Source organism: Caballeronia sp. M1242 (genome assembly GCF_017220215.1).
Lineage (GTDB): Bacteria > Pseudomonadota > Gammaproteobacteria > Burkholderiales > Burkholderiaceae > Caballeronia.
The window spans coordinates 290,705-306,648 of sequence record NZ_CP071132.1; the positions used below are offsets into that span (position 1 = coordinate 290,705).

General features: G+C 61.3%; 14 protein-coding genes. 6 read left to right on the forward strand and 8 right to left on the reverse strand.

Annotated features, from left to right (window positions below):
• Window positions 1-79 precede the first annotated feature (79 nt).
• Window positions 80-754, forward strand: coding sequence for a DUF2278 family protein (locus JYK05_RS24820; protein WP_175946125.1), 675 nt, complete (start codon window positions 80-82; stop codon window positions 752-754).
• Here the strand turns inward: JYK05_RS24820 and JYK05_RS24825 are convergent.
• Genes JYK05_RS24825 through JYK05_RS24840 form a run of 4 tightly spaced genes read right to left on the reverse strand, consistent with a single transcriptional unit; the run spans window position 751 to window position 4,996 of the window.
• A complete protein-coding gene (locus JYK05_RS24825; RefSeq protein WP_175946123.1) occupies window positions 751-1,917 on the reverse strand; it encodes an ABC transporter permease in 1,167 nt (388 codons plus the stop codon). The genes JYK05_RS24820 and JYK05_RS24825 overlap by 4 nt on opposite strands.
• A gap of 12 nt (window positions 1,918-1,929) precedes the next feature.
• A complete protein-coding gene (locus JYK05_RS24830) occupies window positions 1,930-3,084 on the reverse strand; it encodes an ABC transporter permease (RefSeq protein WP_206470897.1) in 1,155 nt (384 codons plus the stop codon).
• 3 nt (window positions 3,085-3,087) lie between these two features.
• Window positions 3,088-3,780 (reverse strand): ABC transporter ATP-binding protein, encoded by a 693-nt coding sequence (locus JYK05_RS24835; RefSeq protein WP_206470898.1) that lies wholly within the window; start codon window positions 3,778-3,780, stop codon window positions 3,088-3,090.
• Window position 3,781: 1 nt separating this feature from the next.
• Entirely contained in the window at window positions 3,782-4,996 is a 1,215-nt protein-coding gene (locus JYK05_RS24840) for an efflux RND transporter periplasmic adaptor subunit (protein WP_206470539.1), read from the reverse strand.
• Window positions 4,997-5,320: 324 nt separating this feature from the next.
• Here JYK05_RS24840 and JYK05_RS24845 point away from each other — a divergent pair, with 324 nt between their 5' ends.
• From JYK05_RS24845 to JYK05_RS24865, 5 genes are all read left to right on the forward strand, one after another.
• Entirely contained in the window at window positions 5,321-6,418 is a 1,098-nt protein-coding gene (locus tag JYK05_RS24845; RefSeq protein WP_175946116.1) for a tartrate dehydrogenase, read from the forward strand.
• Window positions 6,419-6,646: 228 nt separating this feature from the next.
• Window positions 6,647-7,525 carry a hypothetical protein gene (locus tag JYK05_RS24850; RefSeq protein WP_241270095.1) on the forward strand — a complete coding sequence of 293 codons (879 nt, stop codon included), beginning with the start codon at window positions 6,647-6,649 and terminating at the stop codon, window positions 7,523-7,525.
• A 239-nt stretch (window positions 7,526-7,764) separates the two neighbouring features.
• Window positions 7,765-9,345 (forward strand): diguanylate cyclase, encoded by a 1,581-nt coding sequence (locus tag JYK05_RS24855; RefSeq protein ID WP_175946114.1) that lies wholly within the window; start codon window positions 7,765-7,767, stop codon window positions 9,343-9,345.
• A gap of 58 nt (window positions 9,346-9,403) precedes the next feature.
• On the forward strand, window positions 9,404-10,042 hold the full coding sequence (locus tag JYK05_RS24860; RefSeq protein WP_175946112.1) for a LysE family translocator: 639 nt from the start codon (window positions 9,404-9,406) through the stop codon (window positions 10,040-10,042).
• 59 nt (window positions 10,043-10,101) lie between these two features.
• A complete protein-coding gene (locus JYK05_RS24865; protein ID WP_206470540.1) occupies window positions 10,102-11,130 on the forward strand; it encodes an aromatic acid exporter family protein in 1,029 nt (342 codons plus the stop codon).
• Here JYK05_RS24865 and JYK05_RS24870 read toward each other — a convergent pair.
• From JYK05_RS24870 to JYK05_RS24885, 4 genes are all read right to left on the reverse strand, one after another.
• Window positions 11,127-12,275, reverse strand: coding sequence for a DSD1 family PLP-dependent enzyme (locus tag JYK05_RS24870; protein ID WP_175946108.1), 1,149 nt, complete (start codon window positions 12,273-12,275; stop codon window positions 11,127-11,129). The two genes, JYK05_RS24865 and JYK05_RS24870, sit on opposite strands and share 4 nt — an antisense overlap.
• A 123-nt stretch (window positions 12,276-12,398) precedes the next feature.
• The gene (locus JYK05_RS24875) at window positions 12,399-13,586 is read right to left on the reverse strand and encodes a CaiB/BaiF CoA-transferase family protein (protein WP_175946106.1); all 1,188 of its coding nucleotides are present in this window, start codon (window positions 13,584-13,586) and stop codon (window positions 12,399-12,401) included.
• A gap of 79 nt (window positions 13,587-13,665) precedes the next feature.
• Entirely contained in the window at window positions 13,666-14,448 is a 783-nt protein-coding gene (locus JYK05_RS24880) for an enoyl-CoA hydratase/isomerase family protein (RefSeq protein WP_175946104.1), read from the reverse strand.
• A gap of 71 nt (window positions 14,449-14,519) precedes the next feature.
• On the reverse strand, window positions 14,520-15,809 hold the full coding sequence (locus JYK05_RS24885) for an MFS transporter (RefSeq protein ID WP_206470541.1): 1,290 nt from the start codon (window positions 15,807-15,809) through the stop codon (window positions 14,520-14,522).
• Between the last annotated feature and the right edge of the window lie 135 nt (window positions 15,810-15,944).

Consider the following 15,944-nt stretch of genomic DNA (forward strand, 5'->3'; position numbering starts at 1 on the left):
GGACTTTTTCCCGATCGCGCTGGGAATCTCTCCCGAAGGCGGAGGCGCGGCTCTCAACCGACAACGCAAGGACTGGAGAATGATCGAACGTTTTCGCCCTGCAACATCGAAGTATGTGTACGGCGCGCTCGTCGGACGCATTACGGATGGCAAAGAGAACCCTAACGGCAGTTCACCGCATTACGAAATTCTTGTCGATGCGGCAGGCACCCCGTATCGCGTTGCGGTCAATATCCGTTCCGTGGAAGGCAGCGAAGTGCTCGCCTACAGCAGCGACCAATATACGAACGATACGAAGCTCGGAATAACCGGGCGTATGTCGGGATCGCACGGTTTCACGCCGCTCACTACTGGCACGCAAGGCGAAGGACTCGACTATCTACGCGATAACCTTTTCCCGTTGGATCAAATGAGGCCCATCGCCGCCGATGGTAAAGGCAGCACGATGTCCGCCCTTCTCGATGGACAGATACAGCGCGCGAAGAACGATAAACAAGCGGTGGTGCTCGCTGTCGGTGACAAGTTCGACGACTACGCGACACGTGAGCCGCTCGCCTTCTCCCTTGGCCGCGGCGTGCACGACATTCATATGATGCAGGGCAACTCGGGCAAATTCGCGGACGACAACCGCATCAACGGTGACGGAGCGCTTTTTATCCGTTTCGCAGGCGGTGAGACGTTCGCCCTTTTCGTACGGTTCGCGACGCAGGCGACTGAGACCGACGAGAACGGTGATCCCTCGAAGCCTGTTTAATGCGCTCTCAACGCATCGACGATATTCATGCGCGATGCCCTGAGCGCCGGCAGAAAACCGCCTACGATGCCCATGACGAGCGAGAAGACGACGGTCTGGAATACGACGGTAGGCGTCAGCATGAAACGGAACGATAGGTCGGAGAATGTCTGGAAGTTCGTCGTGGAAAAGGAGGCGAACTGCATCAACGAAGCGCAGCACAAGCCCGCCATGCCGCCTACGAGGCCGAGCAACAGCGCCTCCAGCAAGAACGCGAGCAGCACGTCGAATCGCTTGAAGCCGAGCGCACGCAGGGTTCCAATCTCGGCCACGCGATTGGCGACCGACGCATACATCGTGATCATTGCCCCAATCATCGCGGCAATTGAAAAGATGATCGAAAGAGTGAAGCCGAGTATGTTGATGAACGTCGACAGCGCCTTCGACTGGTCGCCATAAAAGACCTGCTCGCGCTTCGCTTCGTCCGCGAGGCGTGGGTCCGTGTCGATATCGGACCTGAAGCGTTCGAGCGCGTCGCTGCGAACGAGGCGCACGACCATCGAAGAGTAGCTCGTTCGGCGAAACGACTGCATGAGTTGATCGACATCGCCCCATATCTCCGAGTCGAAGCCGCTGCCGCCTGCATCGAAGTGACCGACTACGGTCCAATCGCGTTGCGCAAAGCGCAAATGATCGCCAATGCGTGTACCGGCGAAGCCCTTCGCGATATTGCTGCCGACGATGATCTCCGACGATCCACGCCTGAACATGCGCCCCGCCGATAGCTTCACCTGCGGCCGCAATTCGACACCCATTGGCGAAACGCCGCGTATCACTACGTTGGCAGGCGTATTCGCGCCGAGCTTGATGAGAGAAATCAGCACGACAGTCTCCTTCGACGCGAGAGGCTGACCATCGCGATTCATTGCGACTGACGGATGCATTGCCATCACGTTCGCTTGCGCGCGATCGACGGAGCTCTGTATCTCCGTCTCCGCGCCCTTGCGGATCACCACCACGTTATCGCGCTCTCCCGTCGAGACGAGCGTTTTCTTCAGGCCCGCATCGAGCATCAGCACGGTGGCAAAAACGAACACGACGAGCGCGAGGCCGCTAGCGGTCAGAAGCGTCGTGAGACGGCGCGCCCATAGATTGCGTGCGACATACGTGACAGGAATAGCCATCGCCGTATGTCCTCAACCAATCGCCCGCAGGCCTTCGACGATACGCACGCGGCTAGCCTGCACCGCCGGCACGATCGCCGCCGAAAGCGCAATCACGAATGCACATGCGGCCTGCAACAGCATCGTTTGATGCGACACCTTGAAGACAGGAAACACGCCGCCCGTCGCATGCTGGAATACGACGGCGGCGGGCGGCGTGGCAAGTATGCCGATGCCGCCGCCAATGGCACATATCGCGAGCGATTCGCCGAATACAAGTGCGGAGAGAAATGCGGGGCCGAAGCCGAGTGCCTTGAGCGTCGCATACTCGACTGTACGTTCGCGCGCACTCATCGCCATGGCGTTCGCCATCACCGCCATGATAATAAGGATGACTACATAGGACACTACGCGTATTGCCGCGATGATCTGATTCGACATCGCCACGAAGCCGAGCTGGAAGGCCTGTTCTGTTTCGGTCAATGTCTCCGCAAGCGAGTTCTTGAAAACCGCATCGATGTTACGCGAAACCGTCGCGCCTTTGTCCGGATCGTCGATGCCGACGACATATACGCCCACTTGATCCACGTTGCGCTTCGTGGTCTTTCGAATCGTTTCGTTGAGATATTCCCAGTGAAAGACGAGTTGCCGCGTAATGGTGGATTCGTCGCGCCCTTCCATGATGCCGCGCACGACGAAGTCCCACGTGCCCGGATAGATGGTGCCCTTGAGGGGAATGACATCGCCCACTTTGAAGCCGTATTGCGTCGCAAGCTGACGTCCGATGAGACAGCCTTTGCGATCACGACGGTAGTCGGCGCGCGCTTGCGGCGTTATGACGAACTCCGGGTAAAGGTCGAGGTAGTTGTCGGATACGGCGAACTGCGCAAAGAAATTCTTCGGGTCTCGGTAGATACCGCCGAACCAGTTCGAACGCGCAACCATCGTGACGCCCTCGACACCGCGAATGCGGTTCTCATAGGCGAGCGGCAGCGGAAATACGAGAGATATTGCATTGCGCGTGACGAGCCTCGCGTTGGATGCAGCCGCCGCACCGGCATACCATGCATCGACGACCGTATAGAGCAAACCATATGCGAGCACGGCAATGGTCAAGCCGAGGACGGTCAACGCAGTACGTAATCGATGCCGCGTCGCATTGCGAAGAATCAGCTTGAGCGCATACATGTGTCAGCGCGCCTCGGCATCGATGAGTTCACCCTTCTCCAGATGCACGAGCTTTCTTGCTGCATTCGCCGCATGCGCGTCGTGCGTCACCATAATGATCGTCTTGCCGAGGCGATCGTTCAGACGCTGCAACAGCGTCAGCACTTCGGACGCGGACGCGCGGTCGAGGTCACCGGTCGGTTCGTCAGCGACGATCAGCTTCGGATCGGTCACGACCGCACGCGCGATCGCGACGCGTTGCTGCTGCCCGCCCGATAGCTCCGACGGATAGTGGCTCATGCGCTCGCTCATATTCACCATGTCGAGCACCATCGCGACACGCTCGCGCCGCTCGGCACGCGAAAGGCGCGTGAGCATCAACGGAAGCTCGACGTTCTCGAAGGCGGAGAGCACGGGCATCAGGTTATAGAACTGGAAGATGAAGCCAGCATTCGATGCGCGCCAGTCCGCGAGCGCCGCCTCGGGCAAGCGGGTAATGTCGAGCCCGCCGACGCGCAGCTCGCCGCTGTCCGGGCGGTCGATGCCGGCAATGAGATTGAGCAACGTGCTCTTGCCCGAACCTGACGGCCCCATCAGCGCGACAAAGTCGCCCTCGGTGATGGACAACGTGATGTCGGTCAGCACAGGTACCGTTTGCACGCCGCGGCGGTACGACTTGGCGACGTGGCTGATCTCAATCAATGGCGTCGTCGTCACGCTATTTTTTCGCCACAGTGACGCTCGCGCCGTTCTTGATCTTGTCGCCGGGCGCGAGCACGAGCGTATCGCCAGGCTTGACGTCTGATACGGCCAACAGGTCGCCGATGCGCTCGCCCGTTTTCACCGGCACTTCGCGCACTTTGTCGTTCTCGACCCTATACACCACCGTTCTGCCCTCGCGCGTGACGACAGCAGCCGGTTGGACCGCCACGACGGCCTTTTTCTGAGCCGCAGGCACTGGCCTCGAGAGAAAGGCGACCTTTGCGCTCATATCGGGAAGCACGCGCTCATCGCGGTCAACGAAACGCACCTTCACAAGCACAGTGGCTTTCGAACGATCGACGGTCGGCACGATGCGCGATACGCGTCCCGCAAAACGCGTATCCGGCAACGCGTCGAGTTGAATCTCGCAAGGCTGATCGACGGCGATATGCCCGATGTTCGACTCCGCCACATCGGCTTCGACTTCCAGCGTCTTCATGTCGGCGATCGTGACGACCGCGCCTTTGCTGTCCGATGCTGACGAGAACGGCGTGATGTTGTCGCCAACGTTCGCGTGCTTCTCGATCACGACGCCATCGAACGGTGCGCGAATCACCGTCTGATCAACAGCGACCTGAGCCGCGCGTGCATTCGCCTGCGCAGATTGAATGGCCGCTTGCTCGCTGTTGATCGAGGCTTTTGCCTTATCGAAACGGGAGCGGTCGGCGTCGTATTGCGAAGCGGATATTGCGCCGTGCGGAGCAAGCACGAGTGAACGCTTCAGATTAGCCGATGCGTTTTCCAGTTCGGCGCGCTGCAATTGCAGATTCGCCTGAGCGACTTTCACTTGCGCCTGCGCCTGAGCCAGCGCCGCGGCCACATCCGCACTCTCGAGCCGCGCAATGACCTGCCCTTCCTTCACCGGCGTCCCCTCGAGCACGCCGAGCCATTCGACCCGCCCTTGTGCCTTGGATGCAACCGCCGCCTTCCGCTGCGGCACCACATAGCCGGTTGCATTCAAAATCGTATAGCTTTGCGATGGGTACACCGAGGTAACGGTAGTTGTCTCGACAGTCTGCGGCCCAGCGAGCCGGAGAGCGGCGCCGATCAGCGCGAGAACGAGGATCAGGACGCCCGCGTAGCCGAGCCAGTTGCGCCGCCTCCGCGGCGTCAGGGCGCCCGGACCCGTTGCCCGATCGATTCTTAATTTTTCTAGGTCGTGTTCAGCCAATTTCTGACGTAAGCGCCGTTGGGTGCCTGGGGATAGCTGCCTGAGGCAGCGGTCCGGCGCGTATTGCGGTGAAGGGATGCTCAGTATAGCGCCGGAGCTTACAGGTGCTTACGCGTCGCGCTGGCGGTTTTTCTTCGGCTTGGCAAGGGAGGCGCATCTCGTGGCATTCTGCATGCAACGCGCAAGACACCGCATTCACCACCGCGTGTTGCGGCAGCTTAGATTCCCGATCGCATCGGCGATGCTGGCGGCTGTCGCGCAGCGCGATTGGCTCGCATTCGACGACGCGCCCAATCTTGGTATTCAAGGGATGAGGAGAAAGAGTTGAAGACATATCGGATTGCGACCATTCCTGGTGACGGCATTGGCAAGGAAGTCGTCCCCGCCGGACGCCAGGTTCTTGACACGCTCGCTCAAAGCACGGGGAATTTTGTATTCGAAGTCGAGAACTTCGATTGGGGCGCCGACTACTACCGTCAGCACGGCGTCATGATGCCTAGCGATGGTCTCGACGCGCTTCGCGACAAAGACGCGATTCTCTTCGGCTCGGCAGGCGACCCCGGCGTGCCGGATCACATCACGCTATGGGGCCTGCGACTGCGGATCTGCCAGGGCCTCGATCAGTACGCGAATGTCCGGCCGACGCGCATCCTGCCGGGCATCGACGCGCCGCTCAAACACTGCGGACCGAAGGACCTGGACTGGGTAATCGTCCGGGAAAATACGGAGGGCGAGTACTCGGGTGTCGGCGGCCGGCTCCATCAGGGTCATCCGCTCGAAGTGGCGACCGACGTTTCGATCATGACGCGCGCTGGCGTCGAGCGAGTTCTGCGTTTTGCATTCAAACTTGCGCAGTCGCGTCCCCGCAAGCAGTTGACCGTCATCACGAAGAGCAACGCGCAGCGTCACGCCATGGTGATGTGGGACGAAATCGCGCAGCAGGTCGCGATGGAATTCAGCGACGTGACGTGGGACAAGGAACTCGTCGATGCCGCTACCGCCCGCATGGTGAACCGCCCTTCGACGCTCGACACCATTGTCGCGACAAATCTGCATGCCGATATCCTGAGCGATCTCGCAGCCGCACTGGCAGGGAGTCTGGGCATTGCGCCGACTGGCAACATCGACCCAGAGCGCCGCTATCCGTCCATGTTCGAGCCCATCCACGGCTCGGCATTCGACATCATGGGCAAGGGGCTCGCTAATCCGATCGGCACGTTCTGGTCGATTGTGATGTTGCTCGAGCATCTCCGAGAATTTGAAGCGGCACAGCGCGTAATGGCCGCGATCGAAGCTGCGACGGCGGACAAGTCGTTGCACACTCGGGATCTCGGGGGCAATGCGACGACTGCGCAAGTGACCGCCGCGGTGTGCGAGTTCATCGAGCGCGGCACGGGTTGTGCCAGTGCAGTGCCTCGATGACTAGCGCCGTCTAGGCGCCACGGAATAGGGAATCTGCCCAGAGACGGTCGCAGACGCGCACCGTCCCTCGACCGCATTGAAGCTCGCACCGCAGCGAGACCGTCGACTCCCCGCGCACCCTGCCCGGTTGCATGCAAAGTTCGAAATGCAAACGGCTCGGATTCCCCTGTTTTTATTTTAAGATAGCCGCTTCTCTGTGACTCGGCGACGTTTGCCAGGGGTAAGTACGTGCTTTTCCCACTCTCAGGCCGCAAGACCGTGACGTGCGCCGCTGGCACGGCGCTTTGCCTGTCGATCGCATTACATGCGCAAGCCGCGCCCAGCGCAGCGCCAGAAAGCGCTGCGCGCGCGGGGCCTTCCGCCAGCGCCCCCGGCGCCCGCACCGCCAGCATCCTTTCGGCCGAATCGCTGCCGCCTCATTTCGCCGGCGACGATCCCGAGCATGTGCGAGATGCGTTGGCGGCGGCGACTTCGTCTGAGCAGCAGGCTGCAACATCGAATCCATCCGTGACCAGTCGTGTCCGCAGCTTCCTGTCGCGACACTTCGTTCCGACGGGGCACCGGCCGGAAAGCCCGGATGGCGCCCAGCCGTCGATCGACGATGCATCGCGCCCGGACAGAACTTTTGTATTCGTTATTCCTGCTGCCTACGGCGTGCGTTTTGAATCCAAAAAAAAGCTCCTGTCGGTCAATGTATCGCTTGCAGCGCCTGACCAGCCGGACGCCATTCTTCTGAAACGCGAAGTGCACGGGCAGAGCGGACGCAAACTAGTGATCGCGCCGGAAGCCAAGGCGAAGGGTTTCGTGCAAACCATCGACATGATCCAGCTCGAAACCGGTGCGCGCGCGAAAACGGCCGTGCGGGGCCGAGCGGTCGTACCGGCGTTCGACGCGTCCCGTGGCAGCGACGATTTTGCGATCGTGGTCGTCTGTTCGCTCGAACCGCCGTATCTTTCGGACCGAACGGAGCATAGCGAGCCGACCGACGAAGAACCCACGGATATCACGAGGAGGACATCCACGTTGCACGGTCGCATCGATGCGCTTTGGCTAGTCGATCGGAACGACGGCACCATCATCACGAGGCGTCTGCATCTTGTTAAATAGATTACCGGTTACGGACAAAAGTTATGCAGAGTCGGTTGCCGGCTAATCCACCTAGCGAAGTGCATGCAAAAGACCCTAATGAGGTCGACACGCAGCAGCACGCATCTACAATCGAGGAATGCGAGCGCCCACGTCGCTGATGACCGGCATACGTACGAGCGCTGCGCCCGAACATCCCGAACCGCCAGCAAAGCGCGTCGCGGATCGATCGGGAACACGCTCGCGTCACGGAGAGATGAATGGCCCGTAGATTCAAGGCCGTACGCCAGAGCGGCCGAGCCGTCCGGCGACGGCTGTTTCGCCGCAACACCCATGCGTGGATGCGCATAGCCGACGCCTTTTCGCGCTTTCCGCTTCTCGCGGGTGCGTTAGGCACGGCAGTGGCGCTTTCCATGGCCGTGCTGTCGTTCGCCGCGCTATGGCAAGGTCGAGCACAGGCCTTGCAGAACGCGCACGAAGCATCGTCGAATGTCGTCGCCACGCTGAGCGCCGACATTGCACGCAATATCGAATCGAGCGACCTGTCATTGCGTTCGATCGTGAGTGGCATGCAAAATCCAATCGTGCCCGGCCTGTCTCCAGAATTGCGTCGGCTGGTCCTTTTCGACGGTGCGACGGCCGTGAGCTACATCGGCGGCGCATTCGTGATGGATGCGCAAGGGCGCATCGTCGACGAACGCGATCCGTCCGGGCATGCCGATCTGCTCTTTAGCGATCGCGATTACTTCAAGGTTCACGTCGAGCGGCCGGATGTCGGCCTATACATCTCCGGGCCGTACCGCTCCCGTCTGCGCAGTGGCCAGCGTTCGCTCGCGTTGAGCCGGCGCATCAATGCGCCCGATGGCTCTTTCGCGGGCGTCGCGGTGATTGCGATGAATGTCAGCTATTTCGATTCGCTGCTGTCGCGCGTGAACGTCGGACGCTCAGGATCAGTATTTATTGTGCAACGCGACGGCCTCATGCTCGCGCGGAAGCCACCGTTGCCTCGCGAGGGAGCGAACAACGTATCGGCATCGCCGACGTTCGCCTCCATGAAGGATGAAAGCTCCGGGTCCTACATCTCCACTTCTCCACTCGATGGCGTGCGCCGCTTGTACACCTTTGTGCGCGTGCCGGGTACGAACTTGATTGCCGCCGTCGCACCCGCGGAAGACGACGTGCTTGCGGGCTGGCGCGAACGCAGCACGGTCATCGGCGGTCTGACGCTGATGTTCGGCGGCGGTTTCATCGCCATTTCGTGGCTGCTCGCAATCTCACTGCGGTCGCGCGCCATCGCACACGAGAAGTTGCAGCGCCTCGCCGGCACGGATTCGCTGACGGGCTTGAGCAACCGTCGCGCGCTCGATCGACGTCTCGGCGAAGAGTGGCGTCGTGCACGCCGTGCCGACTATCCCATCTCGGCCCTCTTCGTCGATGTCGATCACTTCAAGTTCTATAACGACACGTACGGTCACGTGATGGGCGACGATGCACTCGTGGCCGTTGCTGATTGCATGCAGAATGCAGCCCAGCGGCCCGGCGACATCGTTGCGCGTTACGGCGGCGAGGAATTCGTGATCGTGCTTCCCGGAACCTCCGCGCCTGCGGCCGTCGTTTTCGCCGAGCGCCTGCGCGCCAATGTAGAGGCGCTGGCTATTCCGAACAGCAGGTCGTTGAGGGGCGTACTCACGATCAGCATCGGGTGTGCGACGGCTCATCCACGGCAAGGCGACGACGCACTCAAGTTACTGAATAGCGCCGATGCGGCGCTTTATCGTGCGAAAGACGCCGGCCGCAATCGTGCAGTTCACGAAAACAGCATGGCGAGCGGCAACGCGTAGGCACGACAAGCCGGGCCTACGGAGCACACTGGCATTTTGCATACGAAGGAGCCACCCAATGACAACGTCGGCGGCCATATCCGCGGTCCTGCTGGCAATTCTTCTCGGCGCGATGATTCCTGGACCGAGCTTCGTCATGGTCGCGCGCAACGCGATCGGCCTCTCGCGGGCCGACGGCCTCGCCACGGCGTTCGGCATGGGCCTCGGCGGCATCACGTTCGCCGGAATCGCGCTCGCCGGTCTATATACGGTGTTGTTCGCCGTCGCATGGCTGTATGTTGCGTTGAAGATAGCGGGTGGACTCTATCTCCTGTACATCGCGCTGCGCATATGGCGCGGCGCCTCGCAGCCGCTATCCATGCAGACCGACGGCGCGCGCGAAACCGGCAGCGCGCGCCGCTCGTTCTGGCTCGGCGTGAGTACGCAACTCAGTAACCCGAAGACCGCCATCTGGTACGGCAGCATCTTCGCGGCGCTGCTGCCACAGCATCCGCCGCTCTGGTGTTATTTCGTGCTGCCGTCGCTCGTGTTCTGCATCGAGTTCGGCTGGTACACCGTCGTCGCGGTCTGCTTCTCAAGCCGTCGGCCGCGCGATGTTTATCTACGAGCGAAAGTATGGATCGACCGCATCGCTGCAACGATGGTCGCGACGCTCGGACTACGGCTGATCGTTGCTGCAGGCAAGGACGGCCTCTGAACTTCAACTCACTTGCATTCAGAATTCCGACACAACAATAACGAATTCGGAACACCACAATGCCCACCTGGTTGTCCTTCGGCATCCCGGAAGCGCGCCGTCTTGTGCGCACGCTCGTTGCGTGCTCAATCAGCTATGCGGGCGCGCGCCTGGCCGCGCTCCCAGAAGGCTATTGGGCGCTAATCACGACGCTAGTCGTGGTCACGCAACCGAGCCTCACGCAAGCGCTCGGCACCGCACGCGATCAGGTCATCGGGGCCTGCATCGGCGGCGTGGCGGGCGTGCTCGGCGTCATGGCGATGCAACGGGGCGCTGCGCCGCTCGCTGTCTTCGCGATCGCCTTGGTACCGCTTGCCGCCCTGACCGCAAAGCGTCCCGCCATGCGGCTCGCCTGCGTAACGCTCGTAATTGTCGTCTTGATACCGGCGGGCTCTGGACCGCCCTTTCAGCGGCCGTTGCATCGCGTACTGGAGATTCTTATTGGCGTGACGGCGGCGTTCATCGTTGCGGCGATATGGCCCAACCGTGCGATTCGCATTGCTCATCGACGCGTCGCCGATACGTTGGAAATTCTCCGTCAACTCATGGCGATGCAACTCTCCGGCAAGCCGGACGAAGACGGGGCCGCACGTCTCGAAACGCTCAGCGTGCAGGCACAGCAGGCCCTGGACGATGCGCTTCAGGAAGCCGAGCGCGAGCACATCATCGTGCCCTTGCGTAGTCATCGCTCGGATGCGATCGACAAGGCTGCGCCGTTTCTGCGTCGCCTACATAGCGACGCCATCTTTCTTGGAAAGGCACTGTCGAACGGGCGGCCGGATGAATACAAAATGCGTTATCGGGACATCGGCCGCGCGCTGCAGGCGCCGTTCGCAGCACTGGCGGACGCTCTCACGGACACGAAGCAGGACGCGTCAAAGCTGGAACGCGTGCGCGAGTGCATGCGACAGTTAAAGGAGGCGCTCGAGGCCGAACGGGCGAATGGCGAGGAGTGGGACGTCGCCTATTTCGTCGTCGGCCTCATCGTGACGGACCTCGACGCGCTAACCACGGCCATCTATCCTAGCGACCCACCAAGGACGCGTTAGCGCGACAGTCCCCGAGCATCGATGGGCCAGATATCGACGACTCGTCCGTTGCGATGGCACACGTATTCATCGTAGAGATTCACGGTCGGATCGCAATGGCCCGGCGGCAACAGGATGCGCGTGGCGAGTAGCGCGTGAGGGTCGTCGTTTCGCGCATACGGTGCGTCCAGCATGCCATGCTCGTCATTTGCGGCAATATAGTTGAAGACTTGCTCGTCCGATGCATCGAGCGGTTGCACGCTGCGCGGCAATCCCGAGTCCACCGCCAGTCCTTTCAGTCCGACATCGCAGACGGCGATTCCGGGCCGCGCGGCACTCATGATCGTCGACAGTACAGAGAGACTTTGCCGCCAGCGCAGTGCGTCGCTCCATGCCAGCCCACCGTAGTCGCCGTCCATGAACAGGTAGGACCCGGGCTGCAGTTCGGTATAGACGCCACTGGCGGCATCGAACTCGACGGTGCCCGTACCCCCACCGGTGATGACGGTACATTGAATGCCACGTGACTCCAACGTGCATGCAAAATGCGCCGCGCGTTCAGCCGCCCGACTCGCTGCGGTCTTGCGGGCCTGCCAGTCGACAATGTGCTGGGCGCCACCGTGGTACGCCTGGATACCCGAGAAGCGGAGCGCCGGCTGTGCGGCGATCGCTTCGGCAAGCGAAAGTAGCGCATCGTCGCTCGTTACGCCGCAACGATGCTGGCCCGCATCGACTTCGACCAACACGTCGATGTGGACGCCCGCGCGTGCCGCCGCGTCTCCGAGCGCTGCGACTTGCGCCAACGCATCGACGCAGACCGACAGCCGCACGTTCGATGCAAGTTCGACGGCCATCGCCACCTTGTCCGCGCCGACGAATTCGTTACTGATATGGATGCTCGCGATGCCCGCCGACGCGAACGGGTACGCCTCCGACAACTTCTGGCAGCAGACGCCGACCGCACCGGCGTCTGTCTGACGTCGCGCGATGGCGCTGGACTTGTGCGCCTTTGCGTGCGGCCGCAAGGCGACGCCGTGACGTGCGGCCAATGAGCTCATCGTGGCGAGATTCTCGTCGAATGCGTCGAGATCGAGCACGAGAGAAGGCGTCGCGACTCTGGCGAGCGTGTCGCCGACGCGGGCTGCGGGCGGTGGAAGAAGCGTCATCTGCTCGGGTGAAGTGAGGTGGCGGAGAGTCATCTTATCGCGTGACACGCCGCTCGCGAGCATGCGGCACGCAGTATGCCGCATACAAAGTGCAACGTGCAAAAGCGCGATGCTGCGAGAAGCTTACGCTGAGACTTCCGTCTCCAGAATCGCTCCTTCGTCTTTCAGCGCCTGAATACGCTCATCGTCGAAACCATACTCATGCAGGAGCTCGGACGTGTGCTGGCCCAGAAGCGGTGCGGGACGCGACGACTGAGTAGAAGATTCGGAGAAGTGAATCGGCAAGCCGATGCCTCGCATACGGCCCGCAAGCGGATGCTCCGTCTCGACAATCATGCCCCGCGCTAAAGCTTGCTCATGTGACGACGCCTCCGGAACGCTAAGCACCGGTCCGCTCGGCAAGCCGATTTCGTCGAACGCGGCCAGCCACTCATCCGTGGTCCGCTCGACGAGGCGTGCAGTCAGAATTTCGACGAGCGCTTCCCGATGCTTGAGCCGTCCGGCATTGGTCTGGAAACGCTCGTCTTGAGCCAACCCGCTGATGTTCAGTACTCCGACTAATCGCTCGTAGTTGCTCTGGTTGGCCGCCCCGATGTTCACCCATCCATCCCGTGTTCGAAAAGCCTGATATGGCGCGCTCGTCGGGTTGGCGGAGCCTGCCTTCGGCAGCACGGTCCCGTCCGCGAAGTAGTTGGCAAACGCCCAGTACATCTGCTGCAACCCCGCTTCGAAGAGCGACGTGTCGACCATCTGCCCCAAGCCGGTGACCTGTTTTCGGGCGTACGCCGCGCTGATGCCGAGCGCGGCAAGAATGCCCGCGTTGATGTCCGTGACGGGAGACCCCGCCTTGATTGGCGCCTGCCCCGGCTCGCCGGTCATGCTCATCAAGCCACTCATACCTTGCGCGATAAGATCGAATCCGCCCTTATCCGCCATGGGGCCACTGCGCCCATAGCCCGAGATCGCGCAGTAGATGAGACCCGGGTTGACAGCGCGTAGCGCTTCATAGCCCATGCCGAGCTTTTCCATCGTGCCGCGCCGATAATTTTCAGTGACGACGTCGGCAGTCGCGAGCATCGTCTTGAGCACCTCTTTGCCGCCTTCGGTCTTGAGGTTGAGCGCGATGCCTCGCTTGTTCCGGTTCACGATCATGAACGATGCCGATTCGCCGCTCGCGAGAATCGGCGCAAACCGCCGGCAATCGTCGCCGTTCGGGACCTTTTCCACCTTGATGACTTCCGCGCCCATGTCGGCGAGCATCATTCCGCAGATCGGGCCTGACATGATGTGCGCGAGTTCGATCACGCGCATGCCCGCTAGCGGCCCCTTCCTCTTCCCTGCCGATTCCGCCGCCCGCAAAGATGCGTCGTTTGGTATTTCGTATGCCATCTCAACGCCCCTTAAATTCAGGTTTGGTCTTGCTCAGAAACGCCTCGTATCCTATGCGGAAATCATCGGTGCCGAAGCAGGCGAATCCTTCGTCACGGTCGTCGTCGCTAAGCGGCGTCGGATCCATCACGCGACGGATGAATTGTTTATGCCAGCGCGCGACGAGCGGCGCACCATCAGCGATGCGGCGTGCCGTTTCATAGGTATGCGATGTCACGTCGCCATCCGGGACGATGCGCGTGACCAGTCCTTTCGCGAGAGCCTCGCTGGCGCCGAAAATTCGTCCTTCGAGCAAGATCTCCAGCGCGACCGCTGGACCCGCCAGTTGAACAAGCCCCTCCATTTCCGCGTGGGCCATCACCAGCCCCAGGTTCTTGATTGGCGCGCCAAATCGGCTCGACTCGCCGCAGATTCGCAGATCGCACATTGCCGCGATCTCGAGACCGCCTCCGACACATATCCCGTGAATCATCGCAATCAGCGGAGTACGGCAGTTCCTCAGCGCCGCGAGCGTTCGATGCATGATTGCGCCGTAGACCCTCGCTTGCTCCACGTTGGACCGGTCGGTGCGGAACTCGGCAATGTCGTTGCCCGGCGAAAATGCTTTCTCGCCCGCGCCGCGCAAGACAATGCAACGCAGCGCATCGTCTCCGGACAGCGCCTCGATGGTTTCGCCCAGCGATTGCCACAAGTGCTTGGTCATTGCGTTGAGCTTCTCGGGCCGGTCGATGGTGACCGTCGCGATATCGCCGTCGCGCGTCGTCACGATGGATGCTTCCGCCACTTTGCCTCCTGATTGAATGTTGCATGCACTTTGAGCCGTCGATCCACGGTCGCAACGGCCCACCCGGCAAGTCACACGAATTTCCTCGCATGCGCTGTCTCGTTGTTTTCATCTTCTACTTCCAGCGTGCGGTCCGGGCGCATCGCGAACGAGAGAATGATGCCGGCTGCCATCAGGATCATCGAAACGGTGAACGGGAGGTTCCAGTTGCCGGTGCGGTCGATCAGCCATCCGCCGACGACCGGGCTGACGATAGCCGCCAGCGCCGACCCTGAATTCATAATGCCAGCGGCCGTGCCCGAATGCTTCGGCGCGATGTCCATCGGAACCGACCACATCGGGCCGATCGTCATCTCGTTGAAGAAGAACCCGGCCGACAGGCACAGCGCCACGAGCGTGATGGAAAGATCGGATACGAGCATGATCGGCGCAAGGGACAACAGCGTCAGCAGCATGCATACGCCGACCATCATGTTGCGCGCGAGTCTCACGTTCCCGCTCTTGCGCAGGATGCGATCCGTCAGAGAGCCGCCGAGCCAATCACCCAACACGCCCGCGAAGAACACGCCCGACGCGAACAGCGCCGACTTGCCGAGCTGCATGTGATAGTTGTGCAGGAAGTACTGCGGGATCCACCCAAGGAACAGCCAGAGCACCCAGCCATAGCAGAAATAAACGGCGGTCACGGGCGCCATGCGACCGAGCAAGGTGCGCCACGGCACGGCCTTCCGTTCTTTCACGCCTGAGTACGTGGCAAGCGTCTGGCATTCGCTGTCGGTGATCCGAGGATGATCGCGCGGGTTGTCGCGGAAGTAGAACACCCATGCGAGCGCCCACAGAAAGCTGATGATCCCGGTAATGATGAACGCACCGCGCCAGCTCGTCGCGAGCATCAGCCATACGATCAGCGGTGGCGCGACTGCATTTCCGATGCGGGATGCTGCATGCGTAATACCTTGTGCAAAACCGCGCTGATCGGCGGGCATCCAGTTGGACATCGCGCGCGTTGCGGTCGGAAAGGTGGCGCCCTCGCCGAGGCCGAGGAGGACGCGAGCGACGATCAGCGACGCGAAGCCGCCAGCCATGCCGGTCAGCACGGTCGCGCCCGCCCAGATGATGGCGCATAGCGTGAGCGTTCGACGTGGTCCGAAGCGGTCGCCCACCCATCCACCGATGATCTGGAACACCAGATACGGATACGCGAAAGCGGAAAATACGAAGCCGATCTGTGTATGCGAAAGACCGAGTTCCGCGCCAAACTGACTGGCAGCGGTACTGACGTTCACACGGTCGATATAGGTGATGAAATACATCGCGCATAGCAGCAATAGAACGCGCGTGGTGGCTCGACGGAACATCATCGTCTCCTTCAGTGGTCGCGTGCGTGAGCCGGCGCGCGACGGCGCCTGTCACGACTTACGGAACAGCGTCTTGTTGCTTGGAACGGAAGACTGGTGCGTGTCTACGGCGCTCGTGGGCGTGAACGGCGACTGTGC